Here is a 15,231-nt window from a genome sequence, read left to right on the forward strand (position 1 = left end):
GTTAATCGTTCTCAAAAAAGATCTTGTAAGCCAACCAAACAATTCCGATTACGATAAATGTGCCTGCTAGCCAACTCGCAATTTGAATGCCAATAACTACCAACACCACGATTCCGATAAATTTGGCGACGTTCTCTAGCTTTCTGTAGAAGCGCTTGAGGAAATTGAGCGGTTGAGCGTGGGGTGCAGCATTCTTGAGCTGAGCGTGACGTGAAGATTGCTGTTGACTAATTTCTGCTTCTAACTCCCGCAAACGAACTGCTAACTCACGGTCGCGCAACTCTTGCTCCCACTGCTGAAGTTGCTGTCTTTTATCAGAATTCATAGATGTCTGTTAGGGTGTCGGCGAAAATTCTGGGTGAATGTTCTACGACTTTAGCCTTCCCAACTTGGTACTGCCTAGGATATGAGTCTTTACTGTACAGGGGTGTAAGGGCGTGGCGTTCGGCAGATAGACCTCGGAATGAAGCGAGAATTTTTGCCCGAATGCTACGCCCCTAGGCAATTTGGACTACAGGTTAGATTGCTCAAATTTCTACTAGAGCTTGCTTTTGGCGATCGCCCCTACCTTTCCCTTCACCGCACTCAGATAGTCTGCTGGAGCTAGTAGAATCATCGTGCCGCGAACGCCTGCTGAGACGGCAACCTGGTCAAATAGCTCAACCGTCTCATCGATATACACGGGATAGTCTTTTTTGCAGGCTAAAGCGGTAACGCCACCCCGAATGTAGCCTGTGAGGGGCTGTACTTCTTTAAGGGCAACGGTGTCTACTTTGCGATCGCCCGTTAACTTCGCTAGTGCTTTCAAATCAAGCTGATCGCTACCAGGAATTACGGCAAGGCAAACTCCCTGGCGATCGCCTCTGGCAACAAGGGTTTTGAAAACTTGCTCAGGCGGTAGTCCAATTTTCTCAGCGGCTCGTTCGGCTGCTAGATCTTCTGGATCAACTTCGTAACTCCGGAGTTCATAGGCAATGCCTAAATTGTCCAGAATCCGTACTGCATTAGTTTTCATAGAAGGTGGAGCTTAGGGATAGAAGCTGAGTTGCGGTAAACCCAGTGTCTCTTTCCAGCCCATCATCAGGTTAAGGCACTGAATTGCCTGACCTGCCTGACCTTTCATTAAGTTGTCGATCGCCGACATGACGATGATGCGATCGGTACGCGGATCGACTTCAATACCGATATAGCAGAGGTTGGTGCCGCAGGCCCATTTGGTTTGGGGATAGGTGCCACTCGGCAAGACTTTTACCCAGGGGGAAGCCCGATAAAAAGCCTGGTAGATGGTAATTAGATCGTCTGTTACCAATCCAGGATCGCGCAGCGTTGCGTAGACCGTTGCCAGCAGACCGCGCACCATTGGGATCAGGTGGGGCGTAAACTGCACCATGACCTCGTGACCTGCCAGGGCGCTACAAACCTGCTCAATTTCAGGGGTGTGGCGGTGTCGCGCTACGCCATAGGCGCTGATGGAGTTATCAGCCTCTGCTAGGAGCAAATGTGTCTTTGCCTGCCGCCCACCGCCAGAGGTACCTGTTTTGGCATCAATTACAGCCGTTTCAGGAACAACTAACCCTTGCTTCATTAAAGGTGAGAGGGCTAACAGACTAGCAGTGACATGACAACCAGGACAGCCAACGAGTTGAGCTTCGGCGATGCGATCGCGATAAATCTCAGGCAACCCATAGACAGCGGTTTCCGCCACTGTCTGATCGGTGCGGTCGCCTCCATACCAGGCGCGATAGGTTTCCAGGTCGTCAAATCGGTAGTCTGCTGAGAGATCTAGCACCTTGCAGCCTTTTTGCAGCAGTGTCGGAGCCATCTTGTAGGCTAATCCATTGGGCAAGGAGAGAAAAACGACTTCGCAGCGATCGCCAATCGTCTCCAGATCAGGTGCCTCGACCGTCAAATTTACCCGATGTCCCAGGTGCGGATAAAGGTCAGCAAAAGATTTTCCGGCGCTGCTTTCACCGCCCAGATAAACTAGCTCAACTTCTGGGTGCTCAACTAGCAGCCGCACCAGTTGCACTCCACCGTAGCCTGACGCTCCTACAATCCCAACTGGCACGCGCCTGGAATCACCCATGATGTCTAAAGCTCTTACTTAAAAGGTTTTTCTAGAAGCGCAGTAATTCTAACTTGATCACTGTGTCTCTAAATGCAGCATTGTAGTACTAAAATCAGGTTTTCGGGGGATGGTTACAATTGTCTCTGTCTGCTCGTGATCACCGCTGATTCAACTCTTCAACCAAACGGGCTAGAATTGGATTAACGAACTTCAGAAAAGTTTACGTCGTTATCTATTGGGAATTTCCTGTGGAATCGCTACATCCGTCAGGTTTTGAATTTGACTCAATCGAGGCTGCCCTGGTTGACCTAAAAGCAGGCAAGTCCATTGTGGTAGTGGATGACGAGAACCGAGAGAATGAAGGCGATTTAATCTGTGCGGCTCAGTTTGCCACGCCAGATATGATCAACTTCATGGCGGTTGAGGCCAGAGGGCTAATCTGCCTGGCAATGACGGGCGATCGCCTGGATCAGCTCGATTTGCCGCTAATGGTCAGTGGCAGAAGTTTTGAAGATAGTAACGAGCAAACTGCTTTTACCGTCAGCATCGATGCAGCGCTACATCTGGGTGTGACAACTGGAATCTCAGCTGAGGATCGAGCTAGAACGATTCAGGTAACGCTCAACCCTGAAACAAAGCCGGGTGACTTGCGCCGACCGGGACATATCTTTCCACTCAGGGCAAAAGAAGGGGGAGTGCTAAAACGGGCAGGGCACACCGAAGCCGGCGTAGATTTGTCCAGGTTGGCAGGGCTGTATCCGGCTGGGGTAATTTGCGAAATCCAAAATCCCGATGGCTCGATGGCGCGACTACCAGAGCTAATCGAATACGCCAAATTTCATCGTCTAAAAATCATCAGCATTGCTGATCTGATCAGCTATCGGCTCCAACATGAGCGGTTTGTCCAACGAGAAACAATTGCTGATTTACCGAGTGAGTTTGGCAAGTTTAAGATTTACGGCTACCGAAACCTGTTGGACAACTCAGAACATGTGGCGATCGTTAAAGGCGATCCCGAGACTTTCAAGGATCATTCTGTGATGGTGCGGGTTCACTCCGAGTGTCTGACGGGAGACGCGCTGGGTTCGCTGCGGTGCGACTGCCGAATGCAGCTTCAGGCTGCTCTCAAAATGATTGAATCTGCTGGGGCAGGCGTAGTGGTTTACCTGCGGCAGGAGGGACGGGGAATTGGGCTGGTAAACAAGCTCAAGGCTTACTCGTTACAAGATTTGGGTTTAGATACGGTGGAAGCAAACCAGCGGCTAGGTTTTCCTGCTGACCAGCGCAACTACGGTATCGGTGCCCAGATTCTTAACGATGTGGGAGTTCAGCAGTTTCGCCTGATCACCAACAATCCGCGCAAAATAGCGGGTTTAAAGGGTTACGGGCTGGAAATGGTGGACCGAGTGCCGCTGCTAATTGAGACAACTTCCCACAACTCAGTTTACCTAGCGACCAAAGCTGAGAAGTTAGGACATTTGCTGCTGCAAACCTTCTTGGTGACAGTGGCAATTCAGTGGCAAGATGATTTGCGATCGCCCACTGAGCGCTATGAGCGACTAGAAAAGCTGCGCTACATGGCAAGAAGCCACGACTTAATTTTGCAGGAAGAGGCACGTCCAGTGGCGATCGCCCTCTTCGGCAAATCTTCTCTCACCTTCCATTTGGGATTTGATCAGCCTAGTGTTGCTGCGCCTGACTGGTATCAAGACGCAGGACATCCTTATGTGCGGGCGATCGCTGAAATTCTTGACAACCTAGCGACTTGGCAATCTGTCCAGCAGCTAGAGTTCTTGATTTCTCCAGGTGGCGACCCGATGACTACGTTGCAGATACAGCTAGACCGGCAAATTTTCCGGTTAGACCAAGAACCAACGGCTGATTCAGTTAAGCCTTCGTCAATCTGCGATCGCCTGGAAACTCAGCGGGTCTACGTCTTTTCTAGCCACGCACCCAACAATTGAAAGATAGAGTGAAAAAGCACAGGGGGCATTGCCCCCTGTGCTTTTTCACTCTATGGCAGTCAGCCTTGAAGAAACCCAGCGTCCCGCTATTCACTCAGCCAGCTAACGGATCAAGCAGCTTCAGCTTCTGCTTTCTTCTGGAGAAGTTGAACGATTGAAGCCTTTTCTAACAACCCAACCAGCACGCCATTGTCGCGAATTACAACTAGGGCAGGAAGCTTCTTCTCCTCCAGCAATCCAATCACTTCTAGCAGCGGCTTGTCTGAGGGCACAGTGTTAACTTGGTCAATGGGCTGCATCAGTTCCTTCACCTGCACGTCCCACCAGTCGTTAGTTGGAATGGTTTTCATGCTATCAACAGAAATTTCACCCACCAACTGACCGTTTTCGTCGGTTACTAGAAACTTTTGCCAGTTCTTTTCGTTGCCAATGATGTAGCCATTCGCAAACTCTCTAAGAGAACTGCTAGCTGACACAATAGGGCTGTCGGGATCAACTGCGTCTCCAGCAGTCAGCCCACTCAGCTTTTCCTGAACAGTTGCAGACTGAGCCGATCGCCCTGCATTCTGCAACAAGAACCAGCCGATCAGCAGCGTCCAAATGCTGCCCACGCTGCTCAGTCCCAAAACTGAGAGAATTCCTAGCGCAACTCCAACCCAACCAAAAAATTGACCGACGCGGCTCGCGAATGCTACTCCCTTATAAGGCTTGCCTGTAATCTTCCAGACTATTGCTTTAAGGACGTTACCCCCATCCAACGGCAAGCCGGGGATCAAGTTGAATACACCTAAAGCAAGGTTGATATAGGAGAGAAGCGCCACGATTGCAGTTAAAGCATTCGGTAGGTCTAGTAGCAAGTTGACTGCTGTGAACAACCCAAAGAGGACAAAGCTGACTAGGGGTCCGGCAATCGCTACCTTAAAGGAACCCTCGGGAGTCTTTGACTCTTCTCCCAAGCTGGCAAGTCCACCAAAGATAAACAGAGTAATCGATTTCACCTCGATTCCCTGAGCCATTGCCACAAAACTATGTCCCAGTTCGTGCGCCAGAACAGAGGCAAACAGCAACAGAGCCGTCACAAGCCCCAATCCCCAGGCAGTAACACCTAACTCAGGAAACTGAGCCACTAGACCACTGCCGTAGCTCCAGGTAACTAAACCTAAAACGAGGAACCACGACGGGTTGACGTAAAAAGGAATTCCAAATAAATTGCCGACTCTTAAATTGCCGTTCATACCATTACCTTTGAACTAGGCGAATAAGCGCGCTTTTCTCAATCTTTCCATAGATGATCGTAACGAAATATAAATAATCCTTAAATCCATCAACTGATGTAATGTCCGTCCTAATCAGTTCGGTCAAGAGATAGAAATAGCCAAAACGTCTAGAAGCAGCTTGAACTGAATCTGTCCTCCTGGATGTGTTCCCTGGTGTTACGGATAATGGGAAGATGATAATTTAAGCCCACACTAAGCAGCCGGAATAGGAAGATTATGGCTCAAATTGAATTCTCTAGAGGAGTGATCGAAGAGGTCATTCCTGATGTTCGTTTGACTCGTGCAAAAGATGGCACAAACGGTACGGCCACGTTTTATTTTCAAAATCCTAAAGCTCTGGCAAATGACAGTACTACTGAAATTACCGGGATGTATCTGATTGACGAAGAGGGCGAGTTATCAACAAAAGAAGTAAAAGCAAAGTTTGTCAACGGACAACCTGAAGCCCTTGAGGCGATTTATATCATGAGAAGCGCAGAGGATTGGGAGCGCTTCATGCGCTTTATGAATCGATATGCCGAAGAGAATGGGCTAGGGTTTAACAAATCCTGATTTTGCAAGCACTATGGCTGTTCCCCATCCTGATCCCCGTCCGATTGCAATTGGCTGTGCTGTAATCACGGTCAGCGACACTCGTTCCCCTGAGACTGATCGCAGCGGTCAGCTAATTCAAGAGTTACTTCAGGCTGCCGGACATCCTCTTATTCAGTACGTCATTGTTAAAGACGAACCGGAGCAGATTCAGCAACAGCTTAAGGCACTTTGTTTACGGGACGATTTGGAGGCTGTAATCTTAAACGGTGGTACCGGGATCGCACCACGGGATACAACTTACGATGCGATCGAGCGTTTGCTTGAAAAGGTTTTGCCTGGTTTTGGCGAACTCTTTCGCTGGCTGAGCTATCAAGAAATTGGCTCTAGGGCGATCGCCTCACGAGCAGTTGCTGGAGTTTATCGTTCTAAGCTAATTTTTTCCTTACCGGGTTCTAGCGGTGCAGTTAAGCTGGCAGTTGAGCGGCTGATTTTGCCAGAAATTGTCCATCTGGTCCAACAGCTTAATCCTGAAATCGGAAAGTAGCACTAGAGATTGCTGGATTTATGGCAATTGTCCTAACAGTTACTCCTTTTCTACTAAAAGATTCAGAGATGCATCCCTAAATCTTTTAGCACTTAATCTTCAACTGGGAAAAAAGTAAATGAAAAATGGGGAAGGATTTAACCTTCCCCATTTTTTGATTCAGCACTGATACCTGCGTTTTATTGGGGCGAATTCATCCGCTCTTGCCCAATGCTAATTGGTTGAACGGGCTGCTGATTTCGATTAGCTACGATGTCAGGCTGTAGAGCAGCGATCGCTCCTGCATACTGGGGATCAGCGTCCGTTGTCGCCAACAGCGTGGGTGTAGAAGCTAGCCTTTGCCGCTGTGAATCGGTCAAGTTGATCTCAACATCAGGCGTAATTCCGCGATGGCTAATATCGGTGCCAGCAGGGGTGTAATAGTGAGCAATGGTAACAGCCAAACCAGCACCGTTTTCCAGGGCGTGAACCGATTGCACTAACGCCTTTCCAAAGGTTTGGCTACCGACAACGGTTGCTCTACGATTGTCCATCAATGCGCCCGTGAGAATCTCGCTGGAACTAGCAGAGTTGTTATCTACCAGCACAGCCAAGGGCAGTTCAGTGAGAGCGGTGTGATTAGCGCTCGTTTCTCGGCTAGCTCCATTGCGATCGACCGTTCGCACAATGTCTCCAGCCTCAATCCACATCCGAGAAATGTCGATGCTGGATTGCAGCAAACCACCCGGATTACCTCGTAAATCTAAAACGAATCCTTCTGCACCCTGGTTTGATAAATCCCGAATGGCGCGACGCATCTGGTCGGCCGCGTGGCTGCTAAACTCGCCTAGGCGAATATAGCCAATCTTAGTGTTTCCTTCCTGACGCAAACTGTAGCGAACCGTGGGCAACTCAATTCGGGCACGGGTCAGCGGAATGTCAAAGGCTTCAGAACCGCTGCGGCTAACTCGCAGAGTAATTTCGGTACCTGCTTCACCCCGAATCAAGCGAGAGGCATCTTCTACTGACATGCCACTGGTAGATCTGCCATCGATCGCCAAAATGCGATCGCCAGTTCTGATCCCCGCTGCGGAAGCAGGAGAATTTTGTAGGGGTTCAACGACCGTTAACGCATTCGTTTCTGAATTAAGCTCAAGCCGAATGCCGACTCCAGACAATTCTCCTGATGTTTGGCGAGTCAATGCCCGATACTGTTCAGGGTCCATAAAGCGAGTGTATGGATCTTCCAATCGCTCTAACGCATCCCGTAATGCCTCATAGGCTTCCTGCTCAGAGGCGTAGTCAGCACTTAGCAGATCTTGACGCACCGCCTGCCAATCAACCTGATTGAAGCTGGGATCGACATATTCCTGATAAACGATTTGCCACGCTTCATCCAATACTGCTTTGGGACTGTCTTGTAGAGAAGCTTGGACAGAAGGGCTAAACGTTGGACTGAGAAGTGAAAGGGTTGTTGTTGTCGCGATCGCCCCACTGAATAGGGCTGTATGCAGCAAGTTGGAGAGCCAGGAAGATTGATGCATTGAAGGGTATAGGACTAGGGTTGGATACAGGGTTTAAGTCAGACAGCAGGGTTCACGAAATGCACCGGCAAAAGCAGGTAGGGAACAAAAATTAGAGAGACAAAAGGAGCAGATAGGTAGTCAGAGCGAAGAAGCAGTAGCACCAAAAACTGAAGGATCACTGGAACCATCAAACTGTGAGGCTATTGCTGGACTAGCAATTATTTAACCTTTTAATTCGATTTAGCCTATTCAACTGTTTACAAAGTCACTGGACTGTAGAGATTGCAGACTGACATGGAGCTCCTAAAGTTAGAGCAACAAGTTTTACCTGGTTAATGCTTAGGTAATCTGTTGGGGGCGATCGCTAGGTCTTCTGAGCAGTTGGGGCAAAACTTCAGACATCTCCCTAAAGGCGTGCTTTTCAGCATACTCAAGCAGTTTAGTCAGGCTGTGTCAATCGTGTGACAGTTTTGTTTGGTGTCCTTAAATATTCAATGTCCTTAGGCAGGTTGGCGTTTTTAAGATAAAGCATCTTGAATAAAAAGCTTTTAATACTAAGAACTTGTGAAGCTGAGTTAAAGCAATGATGCTTCGCTGATTATTTCTCGCTAATTTAACCCCTTCTCCTCGACTAATCTGAAAAATCGTGAACAAAATTTACTAAATGCTGTTTTGATGTTGGACTTTCAATGCCAAAAGCCAAACGCTCGAAAGTGGGTCAGTCTTCTTTTCCTCATTCAAAAAAACGTTCCTGGCATAGAAAAATTGCCCATCACCCAATTCGTACTGCACTAGTAGGACTGGGACTGTTGTTTTGCAGTTGGCTGTTAGTGAATTTGATTACTTTACGTTCGGCTGCAACTGCCCCCATTGATGCCTACCTCGTTCTTGGAGGCAGCATTCAACGAGAAATCTATGCGGCAGAACTTACAAAACAGCATCCTGAAATACCGATTTTGATCTCTACTGGCTCTAAAGATCCATGCATCTGGCTAATTTTTCAACGCGCTAATGCTCCTATGGATCAGGTTTGGATAGAAGATTGTGCTCAGTCCACGTTTGGTAACTTTTATTTCGGCACACCCATTTTGCAGCAGTGGAACGTCCATAAAGTTGGGTTGATTACGTCTGGAAGTCATCTGCCTAGAGCAAAGTGGTTGGCTCAAATCTTGCTAGGAGCACACGGAATTTGGGTCGAGCCAGAAATTGTTACAGAGCAGGGTGTTCCAGGAAATCAAGAATCCTGGACGAAAACGGGGTTAGACGTAGGAAGAAGTTTAGTCTGGGCGATCGCCGGACAGTTCTACCAACCTAAATGTTCAGGAGTGCGATCGCTTTCCTCTGTAGACATCAATAGCTGGCGACAAGAAGGCTTTCGCTGTGAACATCAGGGCAATTTAGAAGGAAGTTAGAAGATCCTCAATCCAGGTTCTTAATCCAAAGAGTTTCTTAAATGTCAAGGATATGTTTTGAGAATGCAACAATTGAACGGCTGTGCCTTTGGTGAGAAACTTCCGATACCAGTCTGTGTCACAATGAAAGCGGTTTTGCCAACTCAGTGAAGAAAGTTGAAGTAGGCGTGAGTCATGGAATTCATATATCAGTATGCGTGGCTGATCCCAGTGTTGCCTTTAGCAGGGGCAATGTTAATCGGAATGGGCTTAGTCTCGTATGGCAAGACAGTTAATAAGTTTCGGCAGGGTAGTTCTGTATTCATCGTCTCCCTGATTGGGGCAGCGATGGTTTTCTCCTTTGCCCTGCTGTGGAGCCAAATTCAGGGACATCCCCCTTATAACCGGATTATCGAGTGGGCAGCCGCTGGAGATTTTCACTTGACGATGGGCTATACCATCGATCATTTGACTTCTCTGATGCTGGTAATTGTGACAACGGTAGCTTTTCTGGTGATGATCTACACCGATGGCTACATGGCACATGATCCTGGCTATGTTCGCTTCTATGCTTATTTGAGTTTGTTTAGCTCCTCAATGTTAGGGCTGGTCATTAGCCCCAACCTGGTACAGGTCTATATCTTCTGGGAACTGGTGGGTATGTGTTCTTACCTGCTGATCGGTTTCTGGTATGACCGCAAGGCGGCTGCGGATGCTTGTCAGAAGGCGTTTGTAACTAACCGTGTCGGTGACTTTGGCTTGTTGCTAGGTATTTTGGCGCTGTACTGGGCTACAGGTAGCTTTGAGTTTAACGAGATTGGCGATCGCCTCCAGGAACTCGTTCAATCTGGATCCCTCAGTGTGGGTCTAGCTAGCCTTTTTGCTATCCTGGTTTTCCTTGGTCCTGTTGCAAAGTCAGCTCAGTTTCCACTGCATGTCTGGCTACCTGACGCGATGGAAGGCCCTACTCCAATTTCGGCGCTAATCCACGCTGCAACGATGGTCGCCGCTGGAGTATTTTTGATTGCGCGGATGTTTCCGCTATTCGAGGGCTTGCCCGACGCAATGAATATCATTGCCTGGACGGGAGCTTTCACCGCATTTTTGGGAGCCAGCATCGCGATTACCCAGAATGACATCAAGAAGGGACTTGCCTACTCCACAATGTCTCAGTTGGGCTACATGGTGATGGCGATGGGCGCTGGTGCTTATGGCGCTGGGTTGTTTCACCTGATGACTCACGCTTACTTCAAGGCAATGCTATTTCTTGGCTCTGGCTCGGTGATTCACGGCATGGAGTCTGTCGTGGGGCATGATCCCGTGTTTGCTCAGGACATGCGTTTGATGGGCGGCTTGCGGAAGTACATGCCTGCGACAGCAATTACCTTCTTGATTGGCACGCTAGCAATCTCTGGAATTCCGCCATTTGCTGGTTTTTGGTCAAAGGATGAAATTTTAGGTTCTACCTTTGAGGTGAACCCAATCCTCTGGGCGATTGGTTGGCTAACGGCTGGAATCACGGCGTTCTACATGTTCCGCATGTACTTCATGACCTTTGAAGGTGAGTTTCGCGGCAAGAACGATAGCATCAAAAATCAGCTTAAGAATGAGCAGCTTCAGCGTTTAGGACTAGCCTTTGGCCCTGGCGCAATGAACTCTAAAGAGTTGACGACGGATGTGCCTGAGCTACACGACCATGAAGCGCATGAAGGACATCACAGCGATACTCCTCATGAGTCACCCGCTACAATGACGCTGCCGCTAATCTTGTTGGCGATTCCCTCGATCTTAATTGGTCTAGTGGGAACGCCTTTCGCTAACTACTTTGAAGCGTTTATCCACCCACCGGGAGAAGAAGCGATCGCCGGATTTCCTCCTCTCGAAATTCCAGCCGAGTTTGAATGGACCGAATTCCTGGTCATGGGCGGTAGCTCAGTGGGGATCGCGCTAATCGGGATCACGCTGGCTTCGCTGATGTATCTGTCCTTCAAGATTGATCCAGGAGCGATTGCCAAAACGATTCAGCCGCTCTACAACCTATCACTGAATAAGTGGTATATCGACGACATCTACAATGCTGTGTTCGTCAAAGGCAGCCGCCGTTTGGCAAGACAGGTTCTAGAAGTAGACGTGCGAATTGTCGATGGTATTGTCAACCTGGCCGGCCTCGTCACCCTGATTACAGGCGAAGGCCTAAAATATCTGGAAAATGGACGGGCACAGTTCTATGCCCTGATAGTATTTGGAGCAGTTCTGGGCTTAGTTCTGATCTCCGGTATTACCTAAACCCTCATCTCCCAACCCAAATCCTATCGCTGATAAAAAACTGAGCTAATGGATACTGCCAATTTTCCCTGGCTTACCACGATCATTTTGCTTCCTGTAGTTGCCTCCTTGCTGGTGCCCTTGATCCCAGATAAGGATGGCAAAACAGTTCGCTGGTATGCCCTAATTGTTGGACTAATCGACTTTGCAATCATTTCTTACGCTTTTTACACGCAATACGACCTCTCCGATCCGGGGATGCAGCTGGTTGAAAGCTATGCCTGGGTTCCTTCCCTCGACCTGAACTGGTCGGTTGGGGCAGATGGCTTGTCAATGCCGCTAATTTTGCTGACTGGGTTCATTTCTACGCTGGCAATTTTGGCATCTTGGCCTGTAACGCTAAAGCCGAAGCTGTTTTACTTCCTGATGCTGGCAATGTATGGCGGTCAGATCGCTGTCTTTGCGGTGCAGGATATGCTGCTTTTCTTCCTAGTTTGGGAGCTAGAACTCGTTCCGGTTTATTTTTTGCTCTCGATCTGGGGCGGCAAAAAACGCTTATATGCGGCAACCAAGTTCATCCTTTACACGGCTGGTGGTTCGCTGTTTATCCTAATTGCGGCGCTAGCGATGGCGTTTTACGGCGATACTGTCACTTTTGACATGCGATCGCTTATGGCAAAAGACTTCCCCCTCAATTTCCAGCTTCTTGTCTATGCCGGATTTCTGATTGCCTACGCCGTCAAGCTACCGATCTTCCCGCTGCATACCTGGCTACCCGACGCACATGGCGAGGCAACGGCACCTGTTCACATGCTGCTAGCAGGAATTCTGTTGAAAATGGGCGGCTATGCCCTAGTGCGAATGAACGCAGAAATGCTGCCCGGTGCTCACGCTTACTTTGCGCCAATTTTGGTGATCCTAGGCGTGGTGAACATCATTTATGCAGCTCTCACATCGTTTGCCCAACGCAACCTGAAGCGTAAGATTGCCTATTCTTCTATTTCCCATATGGGCTTCGTGCTGATTGGGATTGCATCGTTCACCGATTTGGGGTTGAGCGGTGCAGTGTTGCAGATGGTGTCGCATGGCTTGATTGGAGCGAGTCTGTTCTTCCTAGTTGGAGCAACTTATGACCGGACGCACACCCTGATCCTGGATGAGATGGGTGGTGTAGGAAAGCAGATGCCGAAGATTTTCGCCATGTTTACCACTTGCTCTCTCGCTTCTCTGGCGCTACCGGGAATGAGCGGGTTTGTTGCGGAACTGATGGTATTTGTAGGTTTTGCGACGAGTGATGCTTACAGCGTGACTTTTAAGGTTCTGGTAGTCTTCCTAGCAGCAGTGGGTGTCATTCTCACGCCAATTTATCTGCTGTCCATGCTGCGGGAGATCTTCTTCGGTCCAGAAAACAAGGAGTTGACTTCTCACGAAGTTTTGGTTGATGCAGAGCCGCGTGAGGTGTTTATCATTGCTTGTTTGCTGATCCCAATTATTGGCATTGGTTTTTATCCAAAGCTGCTGACTCAGGTTTATGATTCTAAAACGATTCAGCTTACTGCTCGTTTGCGGGATTCAGTCCCGACTCTGGCTGAGCAAGCTCAGGTAAGAGAACCGTTGGCGGCTCAAATATTTCGGGCTCCGGCGATCGCTAAATAATACAACGTCAATTCGTTGAGTAAAGAGGAAAGGCAAGTCCTTTCCTCTTTTTTTGTCCTCAATTTGTAGCGCAGCAACCACTTGAAACAGCGATCGCCCAAGATTCCTTTAGCCGTGTCTTGGAATTGGTCAAGACTCTTCAGCTATGTCCATTCGCTAACTAGAAATTTTGCCTCAGCGCCCGCTAATATCTGCAGCAACATTTTGGTGAAGGCGTTTGTGTTTGGGGCATTTTTATTGTCAACTTTTTCCTCCCGCTGGTAATGTTCCAGGAATTGGGGATCGCCTGATTCGGTAGAACAGCTCTACTCGCGCCTGCCACTGCTGCCAGTAGTCCAGCAGTGCCTCTGCACTGAACCGGAATACTTCCGCGGGTTGTCCTGAAATCGCGACGACTAATAGCGCACTTCTCAGCTTTAAGTCCTGTTCTGGGTAGCAATGGTTTGCTGCCCCGCAGTAAGCGGCTAGCTGTAATGGGCCGTCGTGTAGCCGCTCGACTGAACCTTTGGGCTTGTCGGCAGTTTTCCAATCACAAACACAAGGCTCGCCTTGATAGCTAGCGATGCAGTCTACCTTCCCGGCGTAGCCCAAGTCATAGTGAAACACAGAGCTCTCAACCAGCCGCACGTCCTCAATATCTACCAGAACGGGTTGTAAACTTTCCCAGTAGGGCTGGGCGGTTTCTGGGCAATCGCTTTCCTCTCCCAGGAGATAGTTCTTAATTTGCTTGTGGGTGAGCGTTCCCCGGCGGCTGGCAGTGCTAGCGACACGGTTGGCTTCGGTAGTGCCCAAACGCGATCGCCACTGTGCCAGTGCTTCCCGGTCAGCTTGAGGTTTGGTGACGTTGAGAATAGTAGTAACGCTGGGCAAGCGTACTCCGTGGCTATCGACAAAGTAACTTTGCCCGCCTTCACGGACGGACTTAGCACGGTAAGTCGGGAGCAGGCGGAGGGTGGGCATTAGGGATTAGAGGTTGGGTGGGGGTTAGAGGTTGGGGAAAACTTCGCTGATGAAGACGCGGGTGGCTGGGCCGGTCATGTAGAGGCGCTCGTCGGAGGCTGACCATTCGATTTCGAGGCAACCACCAGGTAGCTCAACGGTGGCGCGGCGATCGCACTTTTCATTCAACACTGCCGCAACCAGTGAGGCACAGGCTCCCGTACCGCAAGCTAGAGTAATTCCAGCTCCACGTTCCCAGACGCGCATTTTCAAGTAGTCGGGGCGAACAACCTCGATGAATTCGGTATTAATTCGCTTAGGAAAGACGGGATGATGCTCAAACTGGGGTCCGAGCTGCTCTAGAGGTACAGCCGCTACGTCTTCAACAAAGGTGATGCAATGGGGATTGCCCATGCTGACACAGGTGACTTGCCAGGTTTGACCAGCGACTTCTAACGGCTGGTCAATGACCTTCTGGTCAGCAGCAGCCAGCGTGGTGGGAATTTCTCCAGCAAGCAGCTGAGGCAACCCCATATCAACGGTAATCTGCCCGTTGGCTTCTAGTTTGGGAGTTATAACTCCGCCTAGCGTGTGAATTTTAAAGGCAGGCTTGGAAGAACCGCTATCAGCAATTTCCAGGTCGGATAGAAACCTCGCTAGACAGCGAATGCCATTGCCGCACATTTCTGGCTCAGAGCCATCGCAGTTAAAGATTCGCATAGTGTAGTCGGTGCCGTCTTGTCCAGGCAGCGCAAAAATTACGCCGTCTGCGCCGATGCCAAAGTGGCGATCGCACCATTTCACCGCCTGCTCTGGTGTCAATACAGGGTCTACCTGATGACGATTATCAATCAGAATAAAGTCGTTACCCAGTCCGTGATACTTAGTAAATTCGATGGTCATACTTCTCTCCATGCCCTGATCAATTATTAGCGATATTAGAAAACTACGATGACGATGAGCGACTTTTTACCCATCCAGGAATTGCAGTGCAGGATTGCTATGGCACCCATCCGCCGTTCGCTGTAAGCTGAATCTGTGAGTTCTATAGCAGTTTTGGTGAGGGGTGTAGTCTTTTTGGTTCGTCG

At 49.2% G+C, this 15,231-nt stretch carries 13 protein-coding genes; 6 read left to right on the plus strand and 7 right to left on the minus strand.

Going from position 1 to position 15,231, the window contains the following annotated elements:
* Position 1: 1 nt before the first annotated feature.
* The 3 genes from H6F88_RS08175 to argC form a co-directional block, all read right to left on the minus strand.
* Positions 2-325: a hypothetical protein gene (locus H6F88_RS08175; RefSeq protein WP_190642239.1), complete on the minus strand. Its 324-nt coding sequence runs from the start codon at positions 323-325 to the stop codon at positions 2-4.
* 213 nt (positions 326-538) lie between these two features.
* Positions 539-1,015 (minus strand): Cys-tRNA(Pro) deacylase, encoded by a 477-nt coding sequence (ybaK, locus tag H6F88_RS08180; RefSeq protein ID WP_190642240.1) that lies wholly within the window; start codon positions 1,013-1,015, stop codon positions 539-541.
* A 12-nt stretch (positions 1,016-1,027) separates the two neighbouring features.
* Complete coding sequence (gene argC / locus H6F88_RS08185) at positions 1,028-2,086, minus strand: N-acetyl-gamma-glutamyl-phosphate reductase (protein ID WP_190642241.1); 1,059 nt, start codon at positions 2,084-2,086, stop codon at positions 1,028-1,030.
* A 230-nt stretch (positions 2,087-2,316) separates the two neighbouring features.
* On the opposite strand from argC, the gene ribBA reads away from it, so the two are divergent.
* Entirely contained in the window at positions 2,317-4,032 is a 1,716-nt protein-coding gene (ribBA, locus tag H6F88_RS08190) for a bifunctional 3,4-dihydroxy-2-butanone-4-phosphate synthase/GTP cyclohydrolase II (protein ID WP_190642242.1), read from the plus strand.
* A gap of 110 nt (positions 4,033-4,142) precedes the next feature.
* Here ribBA and H6F88_RS08195 read toward each other — a convergent pair whose 3' ends face one another.
* Complete coding sequence (locus H6F88_RS08195; protein WP_190642243.1) at positions 4,143-5,267, minus strand: site-2 protease family protein; 1,125 nt, start codon at positions 5,265-5,267, stop codon at positions 4,143-4,145.
* A 258-nt stretch (positions 5,268-5,525) separates the two neighbouring features.
* Here H6F88_RS08195 and psb28 point away from each other — a divergent pair, with 258 nt between their 5' ends.
* Positions 5,526-5,861, plus strand: coding sequence for a photosystem II reaction center protein Psb28 (gene psb28, locus H6F88_RS08200; protein WP_190642244.1), 336 nt, complete (start codon positions 5,526-5,528; stop codon positions 5,859-5,861).
* Between the two features lie 13 nt (positions 5,862-5,874).
* The gene (locus H6F88_RS08205) at positions 5,875-6,387 is read left to right on the plus strand and encodes a molybdenum cofactor biosynthesis protein B (RefSeq protein WP_190642245.1); all 513 of its coding nucleotides are present in this window, start codon (positions 5,875-5,877) and stop codon (positions 6,385-6,387) included.
* Positions 6,388-6,566: 179 nt separating this feature from the next.
* On the opposite strand, the gene ctpB is transcribed toward H6F88_RS08205, so the two are convergent.
* Positions 6,567-7,910 carry a carboxyl-terminal processing protease CtpB gene (gene ctpB / locus H6F88_RS08210; protein WP_190642246.1) on the minus strand — a complete coding sequence of 448 codons (1,344 nt, stop codon included), beginning with the start codon at positions 7,908-7,910 and terminating at the stop codon, positions 6,567-6,569.
* Positions 7,911-8,581: 671 nt separating this feature from the next.
* Here ctpB and H6F88_RS08215 point away from each other — a divergent pair.
* The 3 genes from H6F88_RS08215 to ndhD1 all read left to right on the plus strand — a co-directional run bounded on the left by H6F88_RS08215 (position 8,582) and on the right by ndhD1 (position 13,204).
* A complete protein-coding gene (locus H6F88_RS08215; protein ID WP_190642247.1) occupies positions 8,582-9,304 on the plus strand; it encodes a YdcF family protein in 723 nt (240 codons plus the stop codon).
* Between the two features lie 174 nt (positions 9,305-9,478).
* Complete coding sequence (locus H6F88_RS08220) at positions 9,479-11,569, plus strand: NAD(P)H-quinone oxidoreductase subunit 5 (protein WP_190642248.1); 2,091 nt, start codon at positions 9,479-9,481, stop codon at positions 11,567-11,569.
* A 48-nt stretch (positions 11,570-11,617) separates the two neighbouring features.
* Positions 11,618-13,204, plus strand: a complete 1,587-nt coding sequence (ndhD1, locus tag H6F88_RS08225; protein WP_190642249.1) for a photosynthetic/respiratory NAD(P)H-quinone oxidoreductase subunit D1 — start codon at positions 11,618-11,620, stop codon at positions 13,202-13,204.
* A 240-nt stretch (positions 13,205-13,444) separates the two neighbouring features.
* Here ndhD1 and H6F88_RS08230 read toward each other — a convergent pair whose 3' ends face one another.
* On the minus strand, positions 13,445-14,164 hold the full coding sequence (locus tag H6F88_RS08230; RefSeq protein ID WP_190642250.1) for a PD-(D/E)XK nuclease family protein: 720 nt from the start codon (positions 14,162-14,164) through the stop codon (positions 13,445-13,447).
* A gap of 24 nt (positions 14,165-14,188) precedes the next feature.
* On the minus strand, positions 14,189-15,046 hold the full coding sequence (gene dapF / locus H6F88_RS08235; protein ID WP_190642251.1) for a diaminopimelate epimerase: 858 nt from the start codon (positions 15,044-15,046) through the stop codon (positions 14,189-14,191).
* Positions 15,047-15,231 lie beyond the last annotated feature (185 nt).

The sequence above is a fragment of the Oculatella sp. FACHB-28 genome (assembly GCF_014696015.1).
In the GTDB taxonomy this organism is placed as follows: Bacteria; Cyanobacteriota; Cyanobacteriia; order Elainellales; family Elainellaceae; genus JAAUTN01.

Excerpts from the sequence above, each read along its gene's own strand:
- H6F88_RS08175 (WP_190642239.1), bottom strand. The coding sequence starts at position 325 with ATGAATTCTGATAAAAGACAGCAACTTCAGCAGTGGGAGCAAGAGTTG.
- ybaK (WP_190642240.1), bottom strand. The coding sequence starts at position 1,015 with ATGAAAACTAATGCAGTACGGATTCTGGACAATTTAGGCATTGCCTAT.
- argC (WP_190642241.1), bottom strand. The coding sequence starts at position 2,086 with ATGGGTGATTCCAGGCGCGTGCCAGTTGGGATTGTAGGAGCGTCAGGC.
- H6F88_RS08195 (WP_190642243.1), bottom strand. The coding sequence starts at position 5,267 with ATGAACGGCAATTTAAGAGTCGGCAATTTATTTGGAATTCCTTTTTAC.
- psb28 (WP_190642244.1), top strand. The coding sequence starts at position 5,526 with ATGGCTCAAATTGAATTCTCTAGAGGAGTGATCGAAGAGGTCATTCCT.
- H6F88_RS08205 (WP_190642245.1), top strand. The coding sequence starts at position 5,875 with ATGGCTGTTCCCCATCCTGATCCCCGTCCGATTGCAATTGGCTGTGCT.
- ctpB (WP_190642246.1), bottom strand. The coding sequence starts at position 7,910 with ATGCATCAATCTTCCTGGCTCTCCAACTTGCTGCATACAGCCCTATTC.
- H6F88_RS08215 (WP_190642247.1), top strand. The coding sequence starts at position 8,582 with ATGCCAAAAGCCAAACGCTCGAAAGTGGGTCAGTCTTCTTTTCCTCAT.
- H6F88_RS08220 (WP_190642248.1), top strand. The coding sequence starts at position 9,479 with ATGGAATTCATATATCAGTATGCGTGGCTGATCCCAGTGTTGCCTTTA.
- ndhD1 (WP_190642249.1), top strand. The coding sequence starts at position 11,618 with ATGGATACTGCCAATTTTCCCTGGCTTACCACGATCATTTTGCTTCCT.
- H6F88_RS08230 (WP_190642250.1), bottom strand. The coding sequence starts at position 14,164 with ATGCCCACCCTCCGCCTGCTCCCGACTTACCGTGCTAAGTCCGTCCGT.
- dapF (WP_190642251.1), bottom strand. The coding sequence starts at position 15,046 with ATGACCATCGAATTTACTAAGTATCACGGACTGGGTAACGACTTTATT.